Raw genomic sequence first — 26,361 nt, 5'->3', positions numbered from 1 at the left:
GAAAAGGTGGAGTACACAATGACGCAAGTAGGATTGCAGTTGTACACCGTACGCGAAGAAATGGAAAAAGATTTCCGCGGAACGCTTGAGAAGGTAGCCGCCCTGGGTTACAAAGGCGTGGAATTCCATACGTTCTTCGGCCGCGGCGCAGAAGAAGTAAAGTCGATTCTCGACGAGCTTGGATTGACGGCGCTCGGCACGCATACGGCGTACGCCCAACTGCTTGAGCATCTCGACGCGGAAATCGCGTATAACAAACAAATCGGCAACAATACGCTGATCGTCCCTTACCTGGTGGAAGAAGATCGCCAGTGGGACAAAGTCTTCGCGAATCTGAAAGACCTCGGCGAGCGTACCCGCAAGCAGGGCGCCGTGCTGGCTTATCATAACCACGACTTCGAAATGACGGAAGAAGTCGACGGCAAGCCGGTGTTCGACGCCATGTACGATGCCGTTCCGGCCGAAGACCTGCAAGTCGAGATGGATACGTGTTGGGTACACTACGGCGGTTACGATCCGGTCGAATACATCAATCGCTACAAAGGACGCCTGCCGATCATTCACTTGAAAGACATGACGCGCGATGCCGACGGAAAAGCCATTACGGCTGAACTGGGCGTAGGCGAAGTCAATCTTGCAGCCATCGCGGATGCCGCAATCGAAGCAGGAGTGAAGTGGATCGTTGTCGAACAGGACTACTGTGCAGGCGGCCAACCGCTCGAAAGTATTGCTACAAGCATGGAATGGGTTAAAAAATACGCAGCAGAAGGAGCAAAATTGAATGTCTAAAACGCTTAACGTCGCCGTAATCGGTTGTGGAGGCATTGCCAACGGCAAGCACCTTCCGGCTCTGTCCAGACAAGATAAAGCCGTACTCGTCGCTTTTTGCGACCTCGTCGAATCCCGTGCTCAAGAAGCTGCCGACAAATACGGCGCCGAAGGTGCCAAAGTCTATACGGATTATACGGAATTGCTGAAAGATGCAAGCATCGAAGTCGTTCACGTCTGCACGCCGAACGATTCCCACGCGGAAATCACGATTGCGGCACTTGAAGCCGGCAAGCATGTCCTGTGCGAAAAACCGATGGCCAAAACGACGGAAGAAGCGCGCAGCATGATCGAAGCGGCAGAGCGTACGGGCAAAAAACTTTCGATCGCTTACCAAAACCGCTTCCGCGACGACAGCCTGCACTTGAAAGACATGTGCGAAAAAGGCGAGCTCGGCGATATCTACTTCGGCAAAGCGATCGCACTGCGCCGCCGCGCCGTTCCGACTTGGGGCGTGTTCCTCGACGAAGAAAAACAAGGCGGAGGTCCGTTGATCGATATCGGCACGCATGCGCTTGACCTGACTCTCTGGCTGATGGACAACTACAAGCCGCAAAGCGTCATGGGCTCGACCTTCCATAAGCTCGGCAGCCGCGAAAATGCAGCCAACGCTTTCGGACCGTGGGATCCGGAACAATTCAAAGTCGAAGATTCCGCGTTCGGCTTCATCAAAATGGAGAACGGCGCAACGATCGTGCTCGAATCCAGTTGGGCGCTCAACGTGCGCAAATTCGGCGAAGCCCAAACGCTGCTTTGCGGCACCGAAGGCGGCGCAGACATGGCTGACGGCCTGCATATCAACGGCGAAAACCGCAGCCGCCTTGTCGAAACCAAAGTCGACTTCGGCTCCGGCGGCGTAGCTTTCTATGACGGCGGCTCCGAAAACGCCGAAGACCGCGAAGCTCGCCAATGGCTCGAAGCGATCCTCGAAGACAAAGATCCGGTCGTTAAACCGGAACAAGCCCTCGTGGTGACCCAAATTCTCGAAGCCCTCTACGAGTCCGCCAAAACCGGCAAAGCCGTATACTTCAACTAAGATTCCTTATGCGCTGAAGAACGCCGGCATAAGCGGACTCTGATCCAAATCCCTTCCGGCAGAAACTTTCCAGTTGCACCCAAAAGTTCTGCCGAAAAGTGATCTGTTCAAACGCTTTCTGCGTTCCATAAGTGTAAGGATTTAAAAAAAGCGGGTGCCCAGCTCCCGCTTCGCTTTTAATCACCGGCGCCAGCGAGCGAATCCTCATCTCGCTCACTTAGCCCTTATCTGTATCTTTTATGTTTTTATTTACTTTTTCGAAAAATGAAGTTCCTTTGCTTTTGCGAAGCTATACGGCGAAGGGGAGAAGTCCAGTGCAGGAACGCAAGTGATCGCCTTTGAACTCGGAAAATCCCATTATTAATTCCAATCCAATTTTCTGAGTTCAACAGCGACCGAAACGGACTTTTCCCCGTAGCCCCCCGCTTCCAACCCGCATGGGAACTTCACGCCCCACATCATTACTGGTACATTTCGCTGGTCGATCGAATGTCGGAAAAAGGGGCTTTTTCGCACCTCTTTCCTATTCAGATTCACCTCAAAATACGGATATAATAATTAAGGAGGTTCGGTTGTGAAGCTTGGAGTATTCATGGTAATGTTCAACGAACGGGGATTTGAAGAGTCGCTCGATTACATCGCGGAAAAAGGACTCAAAGCAGTAGAAATCCCTACAGGCGGGCATCCGGGCAACGTACATTGCAACCCGGAAGAACTGCTGGCCGACAAGTCGAAACTGGATGCGTTCAAAAAAGCGGTTGAATCGCGCGGATTGATCATCAGTGCGCTAAGCTGCCACGGCAATCCGCTCCACCCGCAAAAAGCATTAGCTAAAGCCGATCACGATGCCTTTATGAAGAGCATCGAATTGGCGCAGCGTTTGGACGTGCAAGTTGTCAATACCTTCTCCGGCTGTCCGGGCGACCATGAGGATGCGAAATATCCGAACTGGCCGGTCGCACCGTGGCCGAACGATTATCAGGACATCCTGAAGTGGCAGTGGGAAACCAAAGTCATTCCTTACTGGAAAGATGCAGGGAAGTTCGCGCAGGACCACGGCGTCAAAGTAGGACTCGAACTGCACGGCGGTTTCTCGGTGCATTCGCCGGCAACCATGCTGCGTTTGCGCGAAGCTACCAGCGAAGCGATCGGCGCCAACCTCGACCCTAGCCATATGTGGTGGCAAGGCATCGATCCGGTTCAAGCGATCCGTATCCTTGGACGCGCCGGAGCCATTCACCATTTCCATGCCAAAGATATCACGATCGATCAAAACAACGTCAACATGCACGGCCTGACGGACATGCAGTCCTACACGTTGATGCAGGATCGGGCATGGAACTTCCGCAGCGTAGGCTACGGCCACGACCTGAAAGTGTGGTCCGACATGATGAGCGAGCTGCGGTTGCAAAACTACGATTACGTTGTTAGTATTGAGCACGAAGACGGGCTGATGTCCGTCGATGAAGGCTTCGGTAAAGCCGTGCGCAATCTTCAACAGGTACTCATTGAAGAGCCTGCTGGAGAGATGTGGTGGGTTTAATATAAGGCACTCAAATTACAGTCATAACTAAGGAGATACCGACGATGATCAATGTAACCATCTGGAACGAATTCGTGCACGAACGCAGAGATGAAGAAGTTAAAGCCGTATATCCGGACGGTATTCACAAACAACTGGAGCGCGCCCTGACACCGGAAGGGTTCGCAATTCGCACGTGTACGCTGGAAGAGGACGATCACGGCTTGACAAGAGAAGTGTTGGACTCGACGGACGTCATGATCTGGTGGGGCCACATGGCGCACGAGCTGGTTGACGACTCGATCGCGGAAGCCGTTGCGCAACGCGTGCGCGAAGGCATGGGCCTGATCGTATTGCACTCCGGCCATTTTTCCAAGCCTTTCAAGAAACTGATGGGAACGGGCTGCGATCTGAAATGGCGTGAAGCCGGTGAGCAAGAGATTCTGTGGGCGGTTAATCCTTCCCACCCAATCGCGGAAGGCATCGGTGAAAACATCATTCTGGAGCATGAAGAAATGTACGGCGAGTTCTTCGATATTCCGACTCCGGACGAGATCGTCTTTATCAGCAATTTCTCCGGCGGCGAAGTCTTCCGCAGCGGCTGCACGTTCCGCCGCGGTTCCGGCAAGATCTTCTACTTCCGCCCGGGACACGAGACGTACCCGACGTATTACAACAAGGATATCATCCGCGTAATTTCCAATTCGATTCGTTGGGCTTATCCGACGACTGCGGCTAAACCGGTGTATGGGCATTCGCAGCCGGTACGTCCATTGCACGCTCCGGAACTCGTTTAAAACATCTCTGCCGACGTTAAACAAACGAATTCCGACTTTAGGGGAAACATGAATATCGAAGGCGTGCAGCAATTGCTGCTGCACGGCCGTCCTTTCGCTTAACGCGGGAGGACGGCTTTTCTGTTTATAATGAAGAAAGCGTTAACAAAATTATAAAGAAGGGCTTTGTCGAGGTTGGCGCAATATCCGATTTGGGGTAAAATAGGAACAATACCGGTAAATAATGAAGAGGCGAGTGAAGAAAGGGGGATGGCTATGAACGTGGAATTTGGCAGCGCGCCCGTAACGGAAGAGATTGTAAAGGCATGCTTGCGCAGATCCGAAGGCTATGACCTTGAAGGCTTTTTGCTCGGTCAAGGGGCCATTCCGGCAAAGATTATGTTTGTTGGAGAAGCGCCAGGCGCGACGGAAATTGTGGAAGGTCGTCCGTTTACAGGTCAGGCAGGGAAGGTGTTAGAACAGTATCTGGAGAAGCTAGGACTCACGCGTCAGGACATTTACATTTCCAGTGCCGTACGCAGTCGTCCTTTTAAAGACAAGGTTGTGGCAGGAGCACCCGTGGGTACCCTTCCGCGGATCAGTCGTTCCAATCGTACGCCGACCAAAAACGAAGTGTTGGCTCATGCGCCGATTCTGGATTTTGAGATCGAGCATGTTCAGCCGCAGGTGATCGTGCCGATGGGGAATGTCGGTTTGCATCGTCTGATCGGCAGTCATGAAACGATTTCCTCGCTTCACGGCAAAGTGATCGAAGGTCCCGTGCTGCAACTCGAAGATATGAACGACCCTGTTTCCGGCTACGTTTTCGGCGAACGTTCCTATTCGATTTTTCCGCTGTATCATCCGGCTGCCGTCATATACAATCGATCGCTCGAAGAAGTGATTGATCGCGATCTGAAGGCACTTAAACATTTTTTAGCGGTAAAAAATAATTCGTGAAGGCATTTTCTTTTTCTTGGAAATGTGTTAATATGAAATAAACTAACAAATCGTAAGTTTCTCTTCAGAGGGAATCTTCTAAGAGGTGATCATCTATGATAGAGCAAAAACATGAAGTGTCAATGCAGCTTTGTCCAAGATTCGAGACGGCTTTTTCGTTTTTGGGCAAGCGCTGGAACGGTCTGATCATTCAGACATTGATGAGCGGTCCGAAGCGATTTAAGGACATTTCCAACCAAATTCCGATGATGAGCGACAAAATGTTGTCCGAACGGATGAAGGATCTGGAAGGTGAAGGTATTCTGGTGCGTCATGTATATCCCGAAACTCCTGTACGGATCGAATACGAATTGACGGAAAAAGGCCGGGCACTTCAGCCGGTTATGCAGCAGATTCAGATGTGGGCGGAATCTTGGGTCGATTAATCCGGGAAACGCAAAGAACCTCTTTGGAGACGAAGGGGTTCTTTTTTTATTTCGTGACGTATGCATTTGAGAAACGCCTGCTGCTTTTGTTACAATAAAAGATATGAGCCGAGGCAATCGGTTACACTTCGGGAGGAAGGGAACGGGGACCCATGCGGACAAAAATCAAGCTGCCCGATCAACGTGTCCTATTGTTCGTGCTTGCCGTCCTGCTTGTTATAGCGGTAGCCGCGACAGCCGTTTTGCTTCGACAGCCTTCAGCGGACACAACGGCCGAAGCGGAAGCAAGCAGCGGTGAAAACTTCAGACTGGTCGTTGACGGAGGCATTTATATGCCCAATGAGAATCGCTCGCTGATCAGTTCTTACCGAGCCGAAGACACGATCCGCGATGCCCTGGAACGAAGCGGTATCGTCCGGTTCGATAATGAAGGACGCATTGCTTCAGTCGATGACACGGAGCTTCATTCCGAATTGGTATGGTCGGTCAAGCAGAACGGCAAGGAGATCCCCGGTGATGATTTCAGCGCACGCGTGCAAGCCGGCGACGAAATTCTGCTATATATCGAAGCGCCGGGCAACGACGGAGCACCGGTTAACACCTTATTAATCAGCGGGGGAGAGTTGAACCCGTCATTGGGCGGTTCTTACGCGCATCCGTATGCGGAAGGCACATTGGTTCGCGACGTTCTTAAAGCTAGCGGACTCGTGACCATGTCCGAGAATGATCGCAATATTCGACTGGTCAAAGCTAATCCGGATACGCAAGAAGGGTATATGACCAAACCTCGGGAGACATGGGTGCTCAAGGTGAACGGGAAAGAACTCAATCCTGATCGGGGGTTTGATATGCCGTTACAGCCGGGAGATTATGTCGAGCTGACACTGGAGAGATTTTGAGATGCGCCTTAATCGGAATAAAAACGCACAAAAAAGCCGGATCGCTTAGTACCTTGTCAACACTAAAGGTAGGAATACGCTCCCCTGAATCGCACCTGAAGCGTGTGCGTTTCAGGGGAGCGTAAACCTATGATTAAGAGTTGAAAGGGTACTAGATCCGGCATATTTCGTTTGGACAAAGTTCGCAGTGGCAGACTTCTTGAAGCATGGCAAGGTCTGTAATGACGATCATGCCGTTTTCATACTCGACAGCACCTTTTTTACGCAGATCGCTAAGCATCCGGTTCACGCTCTCGCGCGTAGCTCCGATCATGTTCGACAGATCGGTATGCGTAATTTTTTTATTGATCAGCGTGCCTTCGCCGTGCTTTTCGCCATACGTATTGCCCAGGCGAATCAGCGTCGAGCAGAGTGCGCCCGGCTTGCCGTACATCATCAGATCGCGGAATTTGGTTTGCGTCAAACGGTGGTGGATACCCATCCATTTCATGAAATCGATCGCAAAGTCACAGTGTTGGCAGATCAGAACTTCCAGGTCTTTATGTTCGATAACGCCGACTTCAGTATCCTCGATAACTTCAGCCGTAAAGCTATGCTTGCTGCTGAAGAAAGGGTCCGCTTGCCCGACCATGTCGTCGGTTTGGTACATGTAAAGGATGAGTTCCTTGCCTTCATCGGTCGATTTGGTCAGCTTGACACGGCCTCTTTTGATGTAATAAAGCTTATCGGCGAGGTCTCCCTCCCAAAACAAATGCGATCCTTCCGGGATATGGCGGTCCTTCATAACGACTTCCAGACGCTTCATATTTTGATCCGAAAAACATCCGGTATTGCCTCGATGATCGGTGGCATGGTGATACAGGGTCATCATTAACATCTCCTTTGCGCAAGCGCACACTTCGAATTGTCGGCCGAGCATTTACTAGGGCGTGTACGAAAACTTACTGAAGTGCATCTTTCCCTGCCTTTTCACTCTCTGTCGCGTCACGATTTCTTGACTTGCCCCGGCCACGCCTTCGAAACCGGTCCTTGCACAGAGCGAAAATTCAGGCCAATCTGCTTCCTTCAAAGTTTCCGTACAAGCCTAACGCTTTTTCGTTAATCAAATTTTAAATTAATTATAACTGAAAATTTCAAGTTTTTGGAGTCAATGGAGCGAAAAATAGTGGCAAAATATCAAACATTGTGACTTTTTTCACTTTATGTCTTTATCATGAGGGATATCTGCGATTTTGTCAATTCTTATTACGCAAATTTTTGTATAAATTTTTATATTTTTATTTTGGGGGAAATGGTAGTACTTTAGCTATTTCAAACGAAAGTAAATGCAAAAAAAGAGAATTGTTTTAACTTTTTTTTGAAAGAGTAAGCCGAGGGTATTCGAAGGCATTAATGAAAGGAAGTGCAAGGAATGCTTCGGGAAAAGGAGAGGAATACGGCTCGAAATTATTTTGTGAAATTTTTCACTTCCCAAACTAAAACGCGTGTGCTATGATTTGTGACGTAGAGAAAACAACGCAAACATCTTGAGGAGGATGAGGGAAATGGCAGTGAAAAATGAAGCCGCCCGTACTGTTGAACCAACCGCTGAACAGGACATTCAAAAACTGATTGATAACGCGAAAAAAGCACAGGAAGCGTTCATGCAAATGGACCAACAACAAATCGATACCGTCGTGCAAGCGATGGCCCTGGCCGGCCTGGACAAGCACATGTATCTCGCCAAGATCGCCATTGAAGAAACGAAACGCGGCGTGTACGAAGACAAGATCACAAAAAATCTCTTCGCAACGGAATACATCTATCACAGCATTAAAAATGATAAGACGGTAGGCGTTATTGAGGACAATGAGTATGACAGCTTCCAGAAAATTGCGGAACCGGTAGGCATCGTGATGGGGATCACGCCTGTAACCAACCCGACTTCCACAACCATGTTCAAAGCGCTGATTTCGATTAAGACACGTAACCCTATTATATTCGGATTCCACCCATCTGCGCAATACTGTAGTTCGGAAGCCGCTCGAATCCTGCATGAAGCAGCGGTTAAAGCAGGCGCGCCAGAAGGATGTATCCAATGGATTGACAAGCCTTCGATGGATAAAACGAACATTCTGATGAACCACAACGATGTAGCATTGATTCTGGCTACCGGCGGCGGAGCAATGGTTCGTGCAGCTTACAGCTGCGGCAAACCTGCTCTCGGCGTAGGTCCCGGTAACGTTCCGGCCTTCATCGAAAAAACGGCGGATATCGACCAGGCCGTAACCGACCTGATTCTGTCGAAATCGTTCGATAACGGCATGATCTGCGCATCCGAACAAGCGGTTATCATCGAAGAACCGATTTTTGATCGAGTTAAAAAGAAAATGATTGCAAACGGCTGCTACTTCCTGAATAAAGATGAAATCGCCAAATTGACGCCAAGCGCCATGAACGTGGAAAAATGCGCAGTTAACCCGGCGATCGTCGGCCAATCGGCGGTGAAAATCGCGGAAATGGCAGGCATCACAGTTCCGGCAACAACGAAAATCCTGGTTGCCGAGATCGAAGGCGTAGGCACGAAGTATCCGCTGTCGGCTGAAAAGCTGAGCCCGGTTCTGGCTTGCTATAAAGTAAAAACGGCCGATGAAGGTATCGCTCGCGCCGCAGAAGTCGTCGAGTTCGGCGGCATGGGTCACTCGTCGGCGATCCACTCGAACGACGATGCGGTGATTCAACGCTTCGCGAACCGCCTGCAAACCGGTCGTATCATCGTAAACTCGCCTTCGACGCACGGCGCGATCGGCGACATCTACAATACGAACCTGCCATCGCTGACGCTGGGCTGCGGATCTTACGGCCGTAACTCGACATCGTCGAACGTAACCGCAGTGAACCTGATTAACGTGAAAAGGGTGGCGCGTCGTACCGTGAATATGCAATGGTTCAAAGTACCGGATAAAATCTATTTTGAAAAGAACGCAACCCAATATCTGGCTAAAATGCCGGACATCACGCGTGTGGCAATCGTAACGGACCCGATGATGGTACAGCTTGGCTACGTGGAACGCGTTCAACATTATCTGCGTCAACGTCAAACTCCGGTTGCGATCGAAGTCTTCTCGGAAGTCGAACCCGATCCGTCGACCACGACGGTCGAGCGCGGACGTGCCATGATGGAACGTTTCCAACCGGACTGCATTATCGCGCTGGGCGGCGGTTCGCCGATGGATGCTGCAAAAGGCATGTGGTTGTTCTATGAATATCCGGATACCGAGTTCGACAACCTGAAACAAAAATTCATGGATATCCGCAAACGGATTTACAAATACCCTCGTCTGGGTCGCAAAGCAAAATTCGTGGCGATTCCTACGACTTCGGGCACAGGTTCGGAAGTGACTTCGTTCGCGGTCATCACCGATAAGGAAAAAGGCAATACGAAATATCCATTGGCCGACTATGAGCTGACTCCGGACGTAGCGATCGTCGATCCGGTATTCGTATACTCGCTGCCTAAAGTCGCGGTTGCCGACACGGGCATGGACGTGCTGACCCACGCGATCGAAGCTTATGTATCGGTTATGGCAAGCGACTACAGCGACGGCTTGGCAATCAAAGCAATCCAACTCGTCTTCGCTAACCTGGAAAAATCAGCACTGACTGCCGATAAAGTAGCCCGTGAAAAAATGCACAATGCTTCGACGCTTGCCGGCATGGCGTTCGCGAATGCCTTCCTCGGCATCAACCACAGCTTGGCGCACAAATGGGGCGGGGAGTACCACACGGCTCACGGTCGCACCAATGCGATCTTGATGCCTCACGTCATCCGTTACAATGCGAAAAAACCGTCGAAGTTCGCTTCGTTCCCTAAATATTCGCACTTTATCGCTGACGAGCGTTACGCTGAAATTGCGCGCATTCTGGGATTGCCGGCGAGAACAACCGAAGAAGGCGTGAAAAGCTTGATTAAGGCCATCCGTGAGCTGAATGATAAACTGGGCATCCCGGCTACATTCCAGGAACTGGGCTTCGATGCGAAACAGTTTGAATCGCGCGTTGATTACCTGGCTGACCGTGCGTTCGAAGACCAATGCACAACGGCTAACCCTAAGCTGCCGCTTGTGACTGAACTGGCTGACGTATACCGCGACGCGTTCTACGGCAGATTCGAAGACTGATACTTTTAGCTCTGACACTGTATCCGACCCGCTCGGGCTTCCGACGCCCTTTAAGCAACACAAACTCTCGTACTATGATGCGGCGCACTCACATTGGTGAGCAGCGCCGCTTTTTTCTTGCACAATATAAAATCAGGAAGAAAGTTAGTTATCATGAAAATTGAAAAACAGTCATGAAATGATGTGTTATTCAGAAAGCGGGCTTAAAAGTGATAAAAATCATAAAAAAGTGAATGATTGTGATAAAAATCACATCATCTTGGGATGAAGAAGGGCATAATAAAGGCATGAAAGGTCCCCAAGACATTGAGAGAAAAAAGAAAGTCTTAAGCTCTGTTGATGAATGTGATATTTTTCACCTTGTTGGTGGGATCGTCAGCAGCTAGGGATCTGAAGCGAGACGCGGAAAGCCTCTCTAGGCCGTGATCTCAGCTAAACATATAAATGGAGGTAATCACATGTCGGTTATCGAAAAAGAAATCACAGGCGCAAATTCGGAAGCATGGAGAAATTTTAAAGCAGGTAAGTGGACAAACCACGTCGATACGAAAAACTTCATCGACGAGAATATCGCTCCTTACACGGGCAACGAAGAATTCTTGGCCGGTCCTACGCAAAATACGAATGATCTCTGGAAAATCGTTTCCCAGTTGTCGAAAGAAGAAAGAGAAAGAGGCGGCGTGTGGGACGTAGACGTCAACACTCCGGGATCGATCACTTCGCACGGCGCGGGGTACTTGGATAAAGAAAAAGAACAAATCGTAGGCGTACAAACGGATGCACCTTTCAGACGCGCGATTCAGCCTTACGGCGGGATCCGAATGGTTATCGACGCTTGTAAAGCTTACGGCTTCGAAGTTCCGCAATCGATCGTGGATACCTTCACTAATATTCGTAAAACGCATAACCAAGGCGTATTTGATGCTTATACACCCGAAATTCGTGCTGCACGTAAATCCGGTATCGTAACGGGTCTGCCGGATGCTTACGGTCGCGGTCGCATCATCGGCGACTACCGTCGCGTTGCTCTGTACGGCGTAGACTTCCTGATGAAACAAAAACAACAAGAGCACAACGAAACGGTCGGAGACGGCATGGATGAAAACACGATTCGTCTGCGCGAAGAAATCTCCGAACAATACCGCGCATTGGGCGAGCTGAAACAAATGGCTAAACTGCACGGTATGGACATCTCCAAGCCGGCAACCAATGCTAAAGAAGCGTTCCAATGGGTGTACTTCGGTTACCTTGCAGCAGTCAAAGAACAAAACGGTGCGGCAATGTCGCTGGGACGCGTATCGTCTTTCCTGGACATCTACGTGCAGCGCGATCTGGCCGAAGGCACTTTGACTGAAGAAACGGCTCAAGAACTGGTTGACCATTTCGTTATGAAACTGCGTATCGTGAAATTCCTGCGCACGCCTGACTACAACGAACTGTTCAGCGGCGACCCGACTTGGGTAACCGAATCAATCGGCGGCATGGCTGTAGACGGCACGACTCGCGTAACGAAGAGCAGCTTCCGCTTCCTGCATACCCTGTACAATCTGGGCCCTGCGCCGGAACCGAACTTGACCGTACTGTGGTCGGAACAAATGCCTGATGCGTTCAAAAAATACTGCGCAAAAGTCTCGATCGAAACAAGCTCGATCCAGTACGAAAATGATGACCTGATGCGTCCGATCTATGGTGATGACTACGGTATTGCATGCTGCGTATCCGCAATGCGCATCGGTAAACAAATGCAATTCTTCGGCGCTCGTGCCAACCTGGCAAAAACGCTGCTGTACGCAATCAACGGCGGTAAAGACGAAAAATCGGGCGAACAAGTTGGACCGGAATTCCCGGCGATTACTTCCGAATACCTCGAATATGACGAAGTGATGAAACGCTATGAACCGATGATGGAATGGCTGTCCAAAGTATACTTGAACGCCCTGAACATCATTCACTATATGCACGACAAATACAGCTACGAACGTATCGAAATGGCGCTGCACGACCGTGACATCCTGCGTACAATGGCTTGCGGTATCGCGGGTCTGTCCGTAGCGGCTGACTCCCTGAGCGCAATTAAATACGCAAAAGTTAAACCAATCCGCAATGAACAAGGAATCGCGATCGACTTCGAAATCGAAGGCGAATATCCTTGCTACGGCAACAACGACGATCGTGTCGACCAAATTGCCGTACAATTGGTCGAGAAATTCATGCGTATGATTCGCAAACACAAAACATACCGTGATTCGCTGCCTACTCAATCCGTACTGACGATCACTTCGAACGTGGTATACGGCAAGAAAACAGGTACAACACCGGATGGACGCAAAGCTGGCGAACCATTCGCACCAGGCGCTAACCCAATGCACGGCCGCGATAAAAAAGGCGCATTGGCTTCCCTGAGTTCCGTTGCCAAACTGCCTTATGAAGAAAGCCTTGACGGCATTTCGAACACATTCTCGATCGTGCCTAAAGCACTGGGTAAAGAAGAAGAAACTCGTAAGTCGAACCTGGTCGCTATGCTGGACGGATACTTCGGCAGCAACGCTCACCACTTGAACGTTAACGTGTTCGATCGCGAACAACTGATGGACGCGATGGAGCACCCGGAAAACTACCCGCAATTGACGATTCGCGTATCGGGTTATGCCGTTAACTTCATCAAGCTGACTCGCGAACAACAAATGGACGTTATCAACCGTACGTTCCACTCTAATATGTAAGTAAGCAAGCCGAAGCGATCACTTCGGACTGGCTACCTGTTCATTCAACATCAACTATACGGCGCTCGCGGGATGTGAGCGCCGTTATTATTGAAAGGGTGACGACGAATGAGTCACAAAGGACGCATACACTCACTGGAAACATTCGGGACGGTAGACGGCCCGGGAATTCGCTTCGTACTATTTATGCAAGGATGCTTGATGAAATGCCAATACTGCCACAACCCCGATACCTGGAATTTTGACGGGGGCAGAGAAGTAACCGTTGAAGAAGTACTATCCGAAATACAGCCTTACCTCAATTACTATCGTTCTTCCGGTGGCGGATTAACCATCTCGGGCGGCGAACCCACACTGCAAGCTGCATTTGTAGCTGAAGTCTTCCGCGAAGTTAAGGCACGTTGGGGACTGCATACGACACTGGACAGCAACGGCTTCAATAATGCGGACAAACTGCAATATCTGATGGATGTAACGGATCTTGTTCTGCTGGATATCAAGCATATCGATAACGACAAGCATAAAGTATTGACTGGCGTTAGCAATGAACAAACGCTGCGTACTGCACAATGGCTATCTGATCATGGCAAAAAAATGTGGATTCGCCATGTATTCGTACCTGGCATTCATGACGATGAAAATAACCTGCGAGATCTTGGGAAGTTTATCGGAACGTTGAACGGCGTCGAGAAATTCGAAATTCTTCCTTATCATCAAATGGGCATTTATAAATGGAAAGAACTCGGTCGGGAATACCCGCTGGAAGGCGTAGATTCTCCGACGGACGAGCAAGTTCAACGAGCGTACAGATTAATTGAAGAAGGACGCAACATGCAAATGGCATAAATGATTTTGTTGCTGTAATACCTAAAATTCAAGAAATTATCTTTTTAAATATTAACAGGTTGATAATTGTGTAAATGCTTGCATAACGTTTACAGAAAGCGACCTTTCCTTTTACAGGAAGGGCGCTTTTTTTATTGTTTCACAGAAACTTTTAACCGATTGGCGCGTCTAAGTCTATGTGCTTAGCGAGAGAAGGACCAAATTCAGCTATAAAGGGAGTCGTAAAATGAATCTGAAGAAAATCACGATCATCGCTCTGCTCGTTGTCGTGCAGGCGGCAGCCGTGCTGCCTCCGGCATCGGCCCAAGCAGCAGCGACATCGGGTAATACGCCAGTTGTTGTACAGGGAGAAGTCGTACAACAAGACGGAACAGCAAAAAACTATACGGAGAAGCTTGCCGCACAACCGCAAGTTGCACCGAATGCAACAACTAACCCAGATACAAACTCTGTTGCCGATCCGGCAGCATCTACAAATGTACAGCCTTCGCCAAACGAACAACCTTCGACGGACCCGACGGGAACTGAAGGCAGCGTGCCTACCGATACGCAAACGCCTGACGATTCCTCGGCAACCCCTGTCGACGGAACGGAGACAACGGAACCTCCAACAGACGAAGAAACCGTACCGGCTACGCAGAATCCGGCACCGACACCGACTACGCCAAGCACCGGAACGCCAACGAAGACTCCGAATGCAACGACGCCTACCGTGCCGACATTCGACGCATCGACGACACTGGGAACGGATAAGCTTGTTCTGATGATCAACGGCGACAAAATGTATCAGGACGGGCAAACTTATACCGCTGCTCAGCCGATGGCTGCTAAAGACGGCGTGTCGTATATTGCTGTTCGTTCGTTTGTTAATCGTGTAGGCCTCAAACTTACATACGATGCAAAAACGAAAGAAACCGTCATTACAAAAGGTGCAGATGAATTGCGCTTCAAATTGGGAACCGACACCTATACGGTAAACGGGGTGCCTACCAAAATGAAAGGAACTTCTTATCAAGAGAAAAGTACCTTCATGGTGCCGCTGACTTCGATCACGCAAGCACTGGGTATTCCTTATAAGATCGACTACAAAGCCAAAACGATCACGTTGACGATCTCTTCGAAGCCGACAGCATCCTTTACCGTGTCACCTGAAAAAATCATCGCCGGTGAAACCATGGTAACTTATGCAACGAAATCCGAATCGCCTAGCGGCTACGATATCGTTGATGAGCGTTGGGAAGGACGTCAGGACGTCTTCACTGATCCCGGAACCTATACAATCACTTATTCCGTACAAGATTCCAAGGGACAATGGAGTGCTCCATACAGCCAAACCGTTACGGTTGAAGCGCCAAACCAGCCACCGGTAGCACAATTTACAACCGATAAAGAAGTCTACCGTATGGGTGAACCCGTCAATTATACGGACCAAAGTTACGACCCGGACGGTAACTTGCCGGAAGCTAACAGCCGTTTATGGGAAAACCAGAAGGGAGCTTATTTCGTTTCGGGTCCTCAGAACATTACCCTGACTGTTACGGATGAAGACGGCGCAACCGATACCTTCACCAAAACGATCACGGTTACAGACGAAGTTCTGTACACGCAAGATGAATATAATGCGCTGTTCGTACCGATCGGAAGCAAATTCTTGTTTGATGGCGGCAGCGTTCCGGCTATGCAAAAAGTAGCTCGTTACGATACGCTCGGTGACGTGACCCTGTATCGCAGCAACAGTCCGGAATCGGTATTCGGCACAGGAAAACTGTACGAAGATACAATCAACGGCAAAGTTCGTTTCATGGTTCACCATGCGAACTACACGAAAAAACGCGTAACCATGTACGTTGTCGCGACCAATAACAATGCGACGCCGGCAACGATTCAAACTTTGGATAGCGGCTTCGGCGGCCCGAGTCCTTTCGCTACGGCAGCAGGTAAAGTCTCCGTACAGCGTTACCATCAATCGGTGATCGATGGTAAACAACGTACGACGATCACGTTGCAGCCGGGAGAAAGCAAAATCATTTTGACGGATCTGAATAAAGTTCCGATGGCAGACAAGACGGTGATCTCGCTGATTGCCGACGTCGATGCTTCCCAGCCAATCACGTACAGCACGTTGATGGTCGATACCGATGTCGATCCGATCGAAGCGGCAAAAACATTGACGACAGCTCCGCGCGACGGCGTTCACAACCGCGGCACGTATCCGCTCGCGACTAAAATCATCGATGTATTCGAGCCGGTAGGCGGCCCAACGCCAACGAAGCTCATTATCGGCGATAACAAAGACGACCTGAACTTGACTGGCGTGGATGCCCCGAATAACCTGCCAGAATCAAATCTGGGCAACTTCGGCGTGTTGTACAAGATCCACCTCGACAAGGTTGCCCCGAATACGCTCATTACCTTTAACGGACGCGGCGGCAAATATGCAGGCTGGATCGTTGTAAATGGTCAACTTGTTGAGTTGTCCGCGCAAAGCATGGGACTTGTCGGTTCCGCTTTGAATACATCCAGCGAAGCAGGCGTAGTCTACCGTACGGGCAATAACACGGAGAGCGTAGATTTGGAGTTCACGCCGGCACCCGGCAGCAACCTGTCGGTCAATCTGATCTTCAGCCAAATGCCTTCACTCAAGCAATAATTTTAACGAGAGTACAAGCGACAGGACATCACGGTTAGGCATGGCTTCGGCAGGTCCGGGATATTTCGAGGCCGTGCGTGCTCCGATGAATCGAAGGTTAACCGAAAATCCGGCTCCGCTTGATGCGGAGCCGGATTTTTCGCGTGTCCGCGGGAATGCGGCTGATTGACTCCGCGGCTGATTTGGGGCATTATTAATGAAGGGCGTTACGAATAAAGGCGCTCCAGGACTAAGCCGGAGACGGCCGGGAGGCGAGGATTACCGATGCTTTCGATGGAACGCATTATCGAGATCATGGCTGAACAGGGGTTGCGGATCACGGATCAGCGCAAGACGCTGGCACGATTATTTGCCGAAGCACCCGGTTATCTGTCTGCCAAGGATGTTTATGACTATATGGGACAAAAATACAAAGGACTCAGCTTCGACACGGTTTATCGTAATTTGCGCGTCATGCAGGAACTCGGCGTGTTGGAGCAGATCGTATTCGAAGAAGGCGTGAAGTTTAAGCTGCATTGCAGCGAGGATCATCACCATCATCATATGATTTGCCTGCAATGCGAAAAAACGTATCCGATCACGTTTTGCCCGATGCAGTTGACGGAGTCGCCGGACGATTTCCAAGTCGTGAAGCATAAGTTCGAAGTCTTTGGGTACTGCAAGGACTGCCGCGAAGAAGCGGCGCAGGAGCCGGTTAAAGCGGCTGCCGGGAAGCGTGAGGCGCGATGAAAATCGCACGCCGGACGGTCCAGGGTCCGATCCGCTTTTACCGGAAGTTTATTTCCCCGCTTACGCCGCCGAGCTGTCGGTTCGTGCCGACTTGTTCGGCGTATGCGCTTGAAGCGATTGAAGTTCACGGGGCTGCCAAAGGAAGTTGGCTGGCCGCGAAAAGAATCGCGAAATGTCATCCGTTGCATGCCGGCGGCTATGATCCCGTGCCGCCGCGTGTTGCCCGCAAGCCAAAACCGGACGATCGCGAAGGGCATGGAGGAGTTCACGGAACCCATATCTAATGGGGGACGTGGACTTTTTTGTATGCGCAGGTAGTGAGTTTCAAGACTATACTTGACACCTCGGGCTTTTCTTCGGTATATTTTGGTGTATCATTATCATGATGTTGCATTATGCGATTCATACTGAAGTCCGAAGAACGGATGAGTAGAAGGAAGCACCAGCCTCAGAGAACCGGGAAACACGCTGCGAACCGGTCTGGAAGAGCCTTCGAATATGGTCCGGGAGGAACTTTGTGCAAGCTGCGACGCGACGAATTGTATCAACAGAAAAGCCCCATACGGTTTGGAGAGTTGGACAAGATCGATCAGCGAAGAGTGAGTGCAAGGCGTGTTCCAGCGTTAATGGACGGTCGAATGTGACCGGCAGAGCCTTCGATTCGCGAGAACGAAGGGAATGTGGGTGGTACCGCGCGAGCTTACGGCTCTCGTCCCATTTATGGGGCGGGAGTCTTTTTGATATTTCCGCTCCGAATCTTTTTTAAAAGGAGAGAAGAGCATGACGGAGAAAAAAAGCTTTTATATTACGACGCCGATCTATTACCCGAGCGGCAAGCTGCACATCGGACACACGTATACGACGGTAGCAGCCGATGCCATGTCCCGTTACAAGCGACTGCGCGGCTATGACGTGCGCTTCCTGACAGGAACGGACGAGCATGGTCAGAAGATTGAGCAAAAAGCGGCGGAAGCGGGCCAGACGCCGATCCAGTTTATTGACGGGATCGTCGAAGGCATTCGCAGTCTGTGGGATAAGCTCGACATCTCTTATGACGATTTCATTCGGACAACGGAAGAACGTCATATCACGGTCGTTCAGGATATTTTCGAGCGTTTGCTGAAACAAGGAGACATTTACAAAGGCGAATACGAAGGTTGGTACAGCATTCCGGACGAAACGTACTACACCGAATCGCAATTGGCCGACGTCGTGCGTGACGACAACAATAAAGTCGTCAGCGGCAAAAGCCCGGAAAGCGGCCATCCGGTCGAACTGGTCAAGGAAGAGTGTTATTTCTTCAGAATGAGCAATTATGCGGACCGCCTGCTGAAGTATTATGAAGATAATCCGGGTTTCATTCAGCCGGAGTCCCGCAAAAACGAAATGGTCAACAACTTCATTAAGCCGGGTCTGGAAGATCTGGCCGTATCGCGTACCACGTTCAAATGGGGCGTTCCGGTTAAAAGCGATCCGAAGCATGTCGTCTACGTGTGGATCGATGCGTTGTCGAACTACATCACGGCACTGGGTTACGGTTCGAAAGATCCGTCGCTGTTCGAAAAATACTGGCCTGCCGATGTGCATTTGGTTGGTAAAGACATTCTGCGCTTCCATACCATCTATTGGCCGATCATGCTGATGGCGCTTGATCTGCCGCTGCCGAAGAAGGTGTTCGGTCATGGATGGTTCCTGACTCGCGAAGGCAAAATGTCCAAGTCCAAGGGCAACGTGATCGATCCGGTCAAGCTGATTGACCGTTACGGCCTCGACGCGCTGCGTTACTACGTGCTGCGCGAAGTGCCTTTCGGTTCGGACGGACAATTCACGCCCGAAAGCTTCGTGGAGCGCATCAATTCCGACTTGGCAAACGATCTGGGCAATCTGTTGAACCGTACGGTAGCGATGGTCGATAAATACGTAGGCGGCGAAGTGCCTGCTTATAACGGACAAGTTACGCCATTTGATGCGGCCTTGGAAAAAGCAGCCATAGCGGCGGTAGATAAAGTCGAGCAGGCGCTGGACGGCATGGAATTCTCCGTCGCTCTGACGGCCATCAGCCAATTCGTAAGCCGTACGAACAAATACATCGACGAGACGCAGCCGTGGGCGATTGCCAAAGACGAAAGCCGCAAAGGCGAGCTGGAATCGGTGATGCTGCATCTGATCGAAAGCTTGCGCATCGCGTCCTTGCTGCTGCAACCGTTCCTGACCCGTGCGCCTAAGCTGATCTGGACCCAGCTCGGTATCGCGGGCGAAGAAGCCGCGGCATGGAGAGAATGGGACACGACGAAGACATTCGGCGTCATTGCTCCGGGAACCAAACTGCATAAGGGAGATCCGATCTTCCCGCGTCTCGACGTGGAAGTCGAAGTCGCGAATATTGTAGAGTCCATGAGCGGAGGCACTCCGGCCAAAGCAGAAGAAGCTTCGAAGGCCGAAGCGGCCGCGCCGATCGAAACGCCGGAGCCGAAAGAAGAGATTGGAATCGACGACTTCGGTAAAGTGGAACTGCGCGTCGCTCAAGTGATTGCCTGCGAACCGGTCAAAAAAGCCGATAAGCTGCTGAAGCTGCAACTTGACCTTGGCTTCGAACAACGTCAAGTCGTTTCGGGCATCGCGAAGTTCTATACGCCTGAAGAGCTGATTGGCCGCAAGGTGATCTGCGTAACCAATCTGAAGCCGGTTAAGCTGCGCGGGGAAGAATCCCGCGGGATGATCCTGGCAGCTTCGCACGGCGATCAACTGACGCTGGCGACCGTGCCGGATTCGATGCCGAACGGCGCAATCGTCAAATAAGAACAGATTGTACCGGATTTCTCCCGCTGCGGAGAAGTCCGGTTTTTTGCTATTGAAATTAACCGTAAATGTATCGAAAAAGGTTGACAATGTTCAAACAGAATCCTATAATCGGTAAGGTTACGATTAGGGCGTGTTTGCTCGGAATCGGATTTTTTACATGAAACGGAGTGTATGTAAATATGCAGCGCAACAACAAATATGCAGGGCGCTTGGCGCTAGTCATAGCCTTGGCGGCATTGCTTGTATTGTCGGCGTGCGGTCGAAACTCGGCAGGAACTATTGTGGAAGGCAAGGTCAATGTAGTCACAACCTTTTATCCCATCTATGAATTTGCTTCCGCGATCGGAGGCGACGATGCGAACGTGATCAACCTGCTGCCGACCGGCGTAGAACCGCATGATTGGACGCCGCGCGGTCAGGACATCGTAAACACCTCGAAAGCTCAACTGTTTTTCTACAATGGAGCCGGGCTTGAAGGATGGGTGCCGGACTTTCTGAAGGGGCTGGATTCCGATTCCGAAGTCAAAGCCGTGGAGGTCAGTCAGGGTGTCGATCTGATTCTGACAACCGAAGACGACGGGCACAATCACGGAGCCGCGGAAGAAGATCACGACCATGAAGGCGAAGAACATTCGGAGGACGAACATGCCGTAGAGTCTGCCGATGCCAAACATACGGATCCCCATACTTGGGTTAGTCCGAAGTCGGCGCTGATCATGGCAGGGAATATTCGCGACAGTCTCGTTGAAGCCGATCCGGATCACAAGGCAGGCTACGATGAACGTTATGAAGTGTTGGCGGACAAGCTGACTCAACTGGATGCCGAGTTTACGGAAAAGCTTTCTCCATTGAAGAATAAAGAAATTGTGGTTTCCCACCAAGCCTTCGGGTATTTGGCGCGTGATTACGGGTTGTCGCAGCATGCCATCATGGGTCTGTCCCCGGACGCCGAGCCGCGTGCGCAGGATATGCTGAATCTGGCGAAGCTGGTGAAGGAAGAAGGCATCCGTTATATTTTCTTCGAAGAACTGGTATCCGATAAACTGGCCAAAACATTGGCGGACGAAGCCGGCGTCGAGACGTTGGTCTTGAATCCGGTTGAGGGTTTGACGGAGCAGCAGGCCAAAGACGGCGATGATTACTTCAGTTTGATGCAAAAGAATTTGCAAAATCTGCTTCTCGCCTTACAATAGAAGAGACAAGCATGTTGACCGCGTTCGATAAGGTCAATAGATAAACGCGCGGTTCCGGCAATCTGCCGGGCCGCGCGTTTGAGTGGACGCAGATAAAAAAGGAGGGAATGCCATGTCCGCTTTTCCGACTGTGGATTGCCATCAGCCGATGATCGAGCTACGCGACGTGTCCTTTTCCTATAAAGATCAGCATGTCATGAAAGACCTGAACTTCAGCGTAAAAGAACGGGACTTCGTCGGGATCGTGGGTTCCAACGGAGCCGGCAAGACGACGCTGCTCAAAATGCTGGTGGGATTGATGCCGCCGACGAGCGGGGAGATCCGTTTGTTCGGCGAGTCGATCCGCAGCTTCCGCGACTGGGAGCGCATCGGATATGTCCCGCAGAAAAACGCGCTGAACATGCTTTTTCCGGCAACGGTGCGCGAAGTGGTGACTTCGGGGCTGTACACGAACAAAAGCCTGTTCCGTCGCATGGGCAAAGACGCTAAAGCGAAGCTTGAAGACGCGCTTCAGGTTATGCGGATCGAGGACATTGCGGACAAGCGTATCGGACGCCTATCCGGCGGTCAGCAGCAGCGGGTATTTTTGGCGCGCGCGATGATCAATCGACCGGATCTGCTTGTGCTCGACGAGCCGACGGTAGGGATCGATGCGGAGACGCAGGACGGCTTTTTCGAATTGATTCGGCACATGCATCAGCATCACAATATCACGTTCTTGATGGTGTCGCACGATATCGATCGCCTGGAAGATTATTTGGGCAAAGAACCGCGGCAGCAAAACGGGAAAATCAAGTTTTTCGTGCGTCATTCGCACGACGATCTGGACTGCGGCGAAACGAATCTGCAGCATTCGATACCGCTCGTCGGGTCGGCGGAGCAAGGGTAAGGAGACGGTAACTTGGAAATTTTGTTCAGTGACTTTTTTCAGCGTGCTTTACTTGGCGGCCTGCTGATTGGATTGACGGCACCGCTGATCGGCATGTTTCTTGTGCTGCGTCGTCTGTCGATGATCGGGGACACGCTCGCGCACGTGACGATTGCAGGGGTGGCGCTCGGTTTTTTGATTAATGTCTATCCGCTCGTGGTGGGCTTGGTGTTTGCGGTCATTTCATCCTTCGCAATAGAAAAGCTGCGCCGTGCGTACAAAGGGTATGCCGAGCTGTCGATCGCGGTGATTATGTCGGGCGGTGTGGCGATGGCCTCGTTCCTGTTTACGTTGGGACAAGGTTATAATACCGACGTAACGAGTTATCTGTTCGGCAGTATCTATACGTTAGGTCGGACCGATTTGTATCTGGTAGGCGGCGTTACGGTGGTTGTTGTGGCTGTCGTAGTCTTTTTCTATAAGGAATTGTTCCTGCTTACGTTCGAAGAGGATGCGGCTGCGGTGAGCGGACTTCCGGTTAAACTGCTGAATATGTTGATTACGGTGCTGGCAGCGCTTGTGATCAGTACAGCCATCAAGATCGTGGGTGCGCTGCTGGTATCGGCACTATTGACGATTCCGGTCGCGTGCAGTCTGTTCTTGGCTAAAAGCTTCCGCATGTCGATCATATTGTCGGTGGCCGTAGCAGAGATTGCCGTGATTGTAGGCTTGATCGTTGCGGGCATTTGGAATTTTGCGCCGGGGGCTACGATTGTCCTTTTGCTTATTTTGATGCTGCTGCTGACGCTGGTGGCGCGAAGAGGGTATACCGTCTGACGGTATCCTCTTTTTTTATGACATGAACTTGCCAATAGGCTTCGAATAAAGGTATCATAGTAAGAGCCGTTTTTTTGCTGGCATGATGAATATGCAAGGCTGACGCCTCATGAAGACAGGTCTCGAAGCGGTGCGATCTTCGACACGGCGGGATCTGTGTTCATCGGCGTCATTATCGAGAGAGTCGCGCAAGACGCGGCCTCAAGTCAAGGAAAAGAGGGAAGCGGATGCCAACGCCCAGTATGGAAGATTATTTGGAGCGTATCTACCTGCTGATTGAGGAAAAGGGCTACGCCCGGGTATCGGATATTGCCGAAGGGCTGGAAGTTCATCCTTCTTCAGTCACCAAGATGATTCAGAAGCTCGATAAGGACGAGTACCTGGTGTATGAGAAATACCGAGGGTTGATCCTTACGAGCAAAGGCAAAAAGATCGGCAAAAGACTGGTGGACCGCCATCAGCTGTTGGAAGAATTTTTGCGTCTGATCGGGGTGGAGGAGAGCCATATCTATACGGATGTGGAAGGCATTGAGCACCATCTGAGCTGGAATTCAATCACGCAGATCGAATCGCTGGTGGAATATTTCAATGGCGATCCGAAGCGGGTGGAAGAGCTTAGAGCAATCCAGAACGACACAACGACCGAAAATTAGAAAAGGCGTCTGTGGCCATTGGGCACAGATGCCTTTTTGTTTGCGATTTTGCTTGCGGAAAAGTTTTCTCGTCCGTTTACCGCTACAATCAGCAAGCAGTTTGCGTATAACGATTAAGGCCTTTTTGAGAGGTGCGAAACGAAACCAATACGAAACGAGGGACTTGGAAAAATGAAATGGCGTCAAGGAATCATGGTGTTCCTGGCTGTCCTGCTGCTGTTACCGGCATGGAGCGGGCTTGGAACAACGAAAGCGAATGCGGCATCGGTTATTCAAATCATACTGGACGGACAACGGATTCAGGGCGATGCGGACCCTTACATCGTATCCAATACAACGCTTGTGCCGATGCGACTGGTAAGTACGAGCCTGGGCGCTCAGATCGAATGGTCGCAAAGCGACAAAGTCGTGAAAATCAATCAGGGAGGCACGCTGCTCTCGATTCCGCTCGGTTCGAAAACGGCCTATGTCAACGGCAATGCCGTGGAACTTGAAGCTTCGGTCACGAGTTTGAACGGACGGATCATGGTTCCGCTGCGGTTTGTCGGTCAAGGACTGGGCCTTAACGTCAATTGGAGCCAGGCTGCCCAGACCATTACGCTGACCACGCCGGACGGTCCGATCGGCGTTCCGACGCCGGGCGTACCGGATAACCAAGGCAATCTGACGGCGCTTCGAGGCGCATGGGTCGCAACCGTGTCCAGTCTGGATTGGCCGTCTTCGAAAGACGCGACCAAACAGAAAGCGCAGTTCGCGTCCATGCTGGACCAGCTCCAGGAAACCGGCATCAATGCCGTATTCGTGCAGGTGCGTCCAAGCGCGGATGCGCTCTACCCGTCTGCGCTGGTGCCCTGGTCGAACGTACTGACCGGAACGCAGGGCAAAAATCCGGGTTACGATCCGCTTGCTTTCATGATCGAGGAATCGCATAAGCGGGGTATGGAGTTCCATGCTTGGTTCAACCCGTTCCGCGCCAGTACGGGCTCTTCCACGGCAGGCCTGGCTTCCAACCATGTAGCTAAAGCCCATCCGGACTGGATCGTGAATTTTGATAGCAAATTGTACATCAACCCGGGAATCCCGGACGCTCGCCAATCCGTCATTGACGAAGTCATGGAAGTCGTTAATAAATACGACATCGACGGCGTGCATCTGGATGATTATTTCTATCCGTACGGAGAATCGTCTTCGAAGAAATTCAATGACGACAACACCTACAAACAATACAACACGGCTGCTTTTTCCAACAAAGGGGACTGGCGTCGCGGAAACATCAACGACTTCGTGCAAAAACTCGGACAAAATATCCATGCCGCCAAACCTGCGGTCAGCTACGGGGTCAGCCCATTCGGCGTGTGGCGCAATGCTTCGACCGATTCGCTCGGCTCCAACACCCGTGCAGGCGTAACCGCGTATGATACGACCTATGCCGATGCGCGTACCTGGATCAAAAAAGAATGGGTCGACTATATCGTCCCGCAAGTCTATTGGAGCAATGCCAATACGGCCGCCAATTACAAAACGGTAGTCGATTGGTGGGCCGACGTCGTAGCCGGAACCGACGTCAAACTCTATATCGGCGAAGCCGCCTACAAAGTAGGTACAAGCGAAGCCGGTTGGAGCAGCGCAAGCGAACTGACCGACCACTTGGCGTATACTCTCGGCCATCAAAACGTCGACGGAAACATCTTCTTCCGCGCCCAACATATCTTGTCCGGCAAAGTGCAAACGACTCTGGAACAATATTGGGCGAACTGATTGAAAAATGTCAAATAAAACTCAAAAAAAGCCAGGCCGCGAAATTTCCGCGGCCTGGCTTTTTCAATCTTTACTACCTACAAAATTGAGCAGGATGCTTTTCGTTTCGCACACCGCCAAAGTGCCACGAGCGGGGAGACGTTTCGAGGTAAGAGAGCATTTGTATTTCGGAAAAACTCCTTAATTATAATCCAATCCATTTTTTCGAAAACAACGGCGATCGAGCCCGAAACGTCTCCCTGCACGCGCCGCAGTCCCTCCACGAAACGAACTTCGACGTTATACCGCCTATCAGCGTCCTGCTCAGTGGAATTTCGGCACGTCCTCATCATCTTTGCTTTTGCGTCCTTCAATCACCTGAAACGGATAGTTCTTTTTTTTCTTCGAGTTTTTCGAAGGTGCAGGCGGTTTGACGCCGCGAGGCGCGGACGACTTTGACGAAGTGGAAGAAGACATACGTGCCAGTTTTTCCTGCGTGCGGGCCGAAGGCTTGATTTTGGGACGTTTACCGTCCGAAGTACGATAGCCCCCGGAACGACGGGCTTTTGGCAGGACGAAGTAAAGGATGGCGACCACCGCAATGATGCCGATCGGAATCAACCAAGTGATGGAAGGATTCGTGATCATTTGCAGGATGCCCACCGCGGCAAGCGCCAGAATGATCCAACCTGCGATTCCCGGTCTTTTCATAAAGCA

Annotated in this window: 21 protein-coding genes; 19 read left to right on the top strand and 2 right to left on the bottom strand. The window is 50.9% G+C overall.

Annotated elements, in window-relative coordinates:
- The first annotated feature begins 18 nt into the window (after nucleotides 1-18).
- From SACSAC_RS19415 to SACSAC_RS19385, 7 genes are all read left to right on the top strand, one after another.
- Entirely contained in the window at nucleotides 19-789 is a 771-nt protein-coding gene (locus tag SACSAC_RS19415) for a sugar phosphate isomerase/epimerase family protein (RefSeq protein WP_037289428.1), read from the top strand.
- Entirely contained in the window at nucleotides 782-1,864 is a 1,083-nt protein-coding gene (locus SACSAC_RS19410) for a Gfo/Idh/MocA family protein (RefSeq protein ID WP_037289426.1), read from the top strand. Before SACSAC_RS19415 ends, SACSAC_RS19410 begins: the two co-directional genes overlap by 8 nt.
- Before the next feature lie 574 nt (nucleotides 1,865-2,438).
- Nucleotides 2,439-3,407, top strand: a complete 969-nt coding sequence (locus SACSAC_RS19405; protein ID WP_037289424.1) for a sugar phosphate isomerase/epimerase family protein — start codon at nucleotides 2,439-2,441, stop codon at nucleotides 3,405-3,407.
- Between the two features lie 44 nt (nucleotides 3,408-3,451).
- The gene (locus SACSAC_RS19400) at nucleotides 3,452-4,183 is read left to right on the top strand and encodes a ThuA domain-containing protein (protein WP_037289422.1); all 732 of its coding nucleotides are present in this window, start codon (nucleotides 3,452-3,454) and stop codon (nucleotides 4,181-4,183) included.
- A 255-nt stretch (nucleotides 4,184-4,438) separates the two neighbouring features.
- Nucleotides 4,439-5,122: a uracil-DNA glycosylase gene (locus SACSAC_RS19395; protein ID WP_037289420.1), complete on the top strand. Its 684-nt coding sequence runs from the start codon at nucleotides 4,439-4,441 to the stop codon at nucleotides 5,120-5,122.
- Between the two features lie 95 nt (nucleotides 5,123-5,217).
- Nucleotides 5,218-5,547, top strand: a complete 330-nt coding sequence (locus tag SACSAC_RS19390) for a winged helix-turn-helix transcriptional regulator (RefSeq protein WP_037289418.1) — start codon at nucleotides 5,218-5,220, stop codon at nucleotides 5,545-5,547.
- Between the two features lie 152 nt (nucleotides 5,548-5,699).
- Complete coding sequence (locus tag SACSAC_RS19385) at nucleotides 5,700-6,446, top strand: hypothetical protein (RefSeq protein ID WP_037289416.1); 747 nt, start codon at nucleotides 5,700-5,702, stop codon at nucleotides 6,444-6,446.
- A gap of 151 nt (nucleotides 6,447-6,597) precedes the next feature.
- Here SACSAC_RS19385 and SACSAC_RS19380 read toward each other — a convergent pair whose 3' ends face one another.
- Nucleotides 6,598-7,314: a Crp/Fnr family transcriptional regulator gene (locus SACSAC_RS19380; RefSeq protein WP_037289415.1), complete on the bottom strand. Its 717-nt coding sequence runs from the start codon at nucleotides 7,312-7,314 to the stop codon at nucleotides 6,598-6,600.
- 676 nt (nucleotides 7,315-7,990) lie between these two features.
- On the opposite strand from SACSAC_RS19380, the gene adhE reads away from it, so the two are divergent.
- From adhE to SACSAC_RS19320, 12 genes are all read left to right on the top strand, one after another.
- Nucleotides 7,991-10,606, top strand: coding sequence for a bifunctional acetaldehyde-CoA/alcohol dehydrogenase (gene adhE / locus SACSAC_RS19375; protein ID WP_037289413.1), 2,616 nt, complete (start codon nucleotides 7,991-7,993; stop codon nucleotides 10,604-10,606).
- A 458-nt stretch (nucleotides 10,607-11,064) separates the two neighbouring features.
- Nucleotides 11,065-13,329 (top strand): formate C-acetyltransferase, encoded by a 2,265-nt coding sequence (gene pflB / locus SACSAC_RS19370; protein ID WP_037289410.1) that lies wholly within the window; start codon nucleotides 11,065-11,067, stop codon nucleotides 13,327-13,329.
- Nucleotides 13,330-13,437: 108 nt separating this feature from the next.
- The gene (gene pflA / locus SACSAC_RS19365; protein ID WP_037289409.1) at nucleotides 13,438-14,175 is read left to right on the top strand and encodes a pyruvate formate-lyase-activating protein; all 738 of its coding nucleotides are present in this window, start codon (nucleotides 13,438-13,440) and stop codon (nucleotides 14,173-14,175) included.
- Between the two features lie 226 nt (nucleotides 14,176-14,401).
- The gene (locus tag SACSAC_RS19360; protein WP_037289407.1) at nucleotides 14,402-16,825 is read left to right on the top strand and encodes a copper amine oxidase N-terminal domain-containing protein; all 2,424 of its coding nucleotides are present in this window, start codon (nucleotides 14,402-14,404) and stop codon (nucleotides 16,823-16,825) included.
- A 264-nt stretch (nucleotides 16,826-17,089) separates the two neighbouring features.
- A complete protein-coding gene (locus tag SACSAC_RS19355) occupies nucleotides 17,090-17,554 on the top strand; it encodes a Fur family transcriptional regulator (RefSeq protein WP_037289406.1) in 465 nt (154 codons plus the stop codon).
- Nucleotides 17,551-17,838 carry a membrane protein insertion efficiency factor YidD gene (gene yidD / locus SACSAC_RS19350; protein ID WP_051507265.1) on the top strand — a complete coding sequence of 96 codons (288 nt, stop codon included), beginning with the start codon at nucleotides 17,551-17,553 and terminating at the stop codon, nucleotides 17,836-17,838. Before SACSAC_RS19355 ends, yidD begins: the two co-directional genes overlap by 4 nt.
- A 496-nt stretch (nucleotides 17,839-18,334) precedes the next feature.
- Nucleotides 18,335-20,353, top strand: a complete 2,019-nt coding sequence (gene metG, locus SACSAC_RS19345) for a methionine--tRNA ligase (protein ID WP_037289404.1) — start codon at nucleotides 18,335-18,337, stop codon at nucleotides 20,351-20,353.
- 182 nt (nucleotides 20,354-20,535) lie between these two features.
- Nucleotides 20,536-21,549, top strand: coding sequence for a metal ABC transporter solute-binding protein, Zn/Mn family (locus SACSAC_RS19340; protein ID WP_037289402.1), 1,014 nt, complete (start codon nucleotides 20,536-20,538; stop codon nucleotides 21,547-21,549).
- 112 nt (nucleotides 21,550-21,661) lie between these two features.
- The gene (locus tag SACSAC_RS19335; protein ID WP_037289400.1) at nucleotides 21,662-22,438 is read left to right on the top strand and encodes a metal ABC transporter ATP-binding protein; all 777 of its coding nucleotides are present in this window, start codon (nucleotides 21,662-21,664) and stop codon (nucleotides 22,436-22,438) included.
- 12 nt (nucleotides 22,439-22,450) lie between these two features.
- Nucleotides 22,451-23,254 carry a metal ABC transporter permease gene (locus SACSAC_RS19330; protein ID WP_037289398.1) on the top strand — a complete coding sequence of 268 codons (804 nt, stop codon included), beginning with the start codon at nucleotides 22,451-22,453 and terminating at the stop codon, nucleotides 23,252-23,254.
- 227 nt (nucleotides 23,255-23,481) lie between these two features.
- Complete coding sequence (mntR, locus tag SACSAC_RS19325; protein ID WP_037289396.1) at nucleotides 23,482-23,907, top strand: transcriptional regulator MntR; 426 nt, start codon at nucleotides 23,482-23,484, stop codon at nucleotides 23,905-23,907.
- Between the two features lie 171 nt (nucleotides 23,908-24,078).
- Entirely contained in the window at nucleotides 24,079-25,665 is a 1,587-nt protein-coding gene (locus SACSAC_RS19320; protein ID WP_037289394.1) for a family 10 glycosylhydrolase, read from the top strand.
- A 303-nt stretch (nucleotides 25,666-25,968) separates the two neighbouring features.
- On the opposite strand, the gene SACSAC_RS19315 is transcribed toward SACSAC_RS19320, so the two are convergent.
- A complete protein-coding gene (locus tag SACSAC_RS19315) occupies nucleotides 25,969-26,355 on the bottom strand; it encodes a hypothetical protein (RefSeq protein WP_037289392.1) in 387 nt (128 codons plus the stop codon).
- Nucleotides 26,356-26,361: the final 6 nt, after the last annotated feature.

The sequence above is a fragment of the Saccharibacillus sacchari DSM 19268 genome (assembly GCF_000585395.1).
GTDB classification, from domain to species: domain Bacteria; phylum Bacillota; class Bacilli; order Paenibacillales; family Paenibacillaceae; genus Saccharibacillus; species Saccharibacillus sacchari.
The sequence above is the reverse complement of the archived record's forward strand: the minus strand, read 5'-3'. Positions and strand labels throughout refer to the sequence as shown.

Bases quoted from the DNA above. Each gene is read 5' to 3' on its own strand.
- SACSAC_RS19320 (WP_037289394.1), top strand. From the start codon at position 24,079: ATGAAATGGCGTCAAGGAATCATGGTGTTCCTGGCTGTCCTGCTGCTG.
- SACSAC_RS19315 (WP_037289392.1), bottom strand. From the start codon at position 26,355: ATGAAAAGACCGGGAATCGCAGGTTGGATCATTCTGGCGCTTGCCGCG.
- pflB (WP_037289410.1), top strand. From the start codon at position 11,065: ATGTCGGTTATCGAAAAAGAAATCACAGGCGCAAATTCGGAAGCATGG.
- SACSAC_RS19410 (WP_037289426.1), top strand. From the start codon at position 782: ATGTCTAAAACGCTTAACGTCGCCGTAATCGGTTGTGGAGGCATTGCC.
- SACSAC_RS19360 (WP_037289407.1), top strand. From the start codon at position 14,402: ATGAATCTGAAGAAAATCACGATCATCGCTCTGCTCGTTGTCGTGCAG.
- SACSAC_RS19395 (WP_037289420.1), top strand. From the start codon at position 4,439: ATGAACGTGGAATTTGGCAGCGCGCCCGTAACGGAAGAGATTGTAAAG.
- SACSAC_RS19380 (WP_037289415.1), bottom strand. From the start codon at position 7,314: ATGACCCTGTATCACCATGCCACCGATCATCGAGGCAATACCGGATGT.
- metG (WP_037289404.1), top strand. From the start codon at position 18,335: ATGACGGAGAAAAAAAGCTTTTATATTACGACGCCGATCTATTACCCG.
- SACSAC_RS19390 (WP_037289418.1), top strand. From the start codon at position 5,218: ATGATAGAGCAAAAACATGAAGTGTCAATGCAGCTTTGTCCAAGATTC.
- SACSAC_RS19415 (WP_037289428.1), top strand. From the start codon at position 19: ATGACGCAAGTAGGATTGCAGTTGTACACCGTACGCGAAGAAATGGAA.
- pflA (WP_037289409.1), top strand. From the start codon at position 13,438: ATGAGTCACAAAGGACGCATACACTCACTGGAAACATTCGGGACGGTA.
- SACSAC_RS19340 (WP_037289402.1), top strand. From the start codon at position 20,536: ATGCAGCGCAACAACAAATATGCAGGGCGCTTGGCGCTAGTCATAGCC.
- yidD (WP_051507265.1), top strand. From the start codon at position 17,551: ATGAAAATCGCACGCCGGACGGTCCAGGGTCCGATCCGCTTTTACCGG.
- SACSAC_RS19400 (WP_037289422.1), top strand. From the start codon at position 3,452: ATGATCAATGTAACCATCTGGAACGAATTCGTGCACGAACGCAGAGAT.
- adhE (WP_037289413.1), top strand. From the start codon at position 7,991: ATGGCAGTGAAAAATGAAGCCGCCCGTACTGTTGAACCAACCGCTGAA.
- SACSAC_RS19385 (WP_037289416.1), top strand. From the start codon at position 5,700: ATGCGGACAAAAATCAAGCTGCCCGATCAACGTGTCCTATTGTTCGTG.
- SACSAC_RS19355 (WP_037289406.1), top strand. From the start codon at position 17,090: ATGCTTTCGATGGAACGCATTATCGAGATCATGGCTGAACAGGGGTTG.
- SACSAC_RS19335 (WP_037289400.1), top strand. From the start codon at position 21,662: ATGTCCGCTTTTCCGACTGTGGATTGCCATCAGCCGATGATCGAGCTA.
- mntR (WP_037289396.1), top strand. From the start codon at position 23,482: ATGCCAACGCCCAGTATGGAAGATTATTTGGAGCGTATCTACCTGCTG.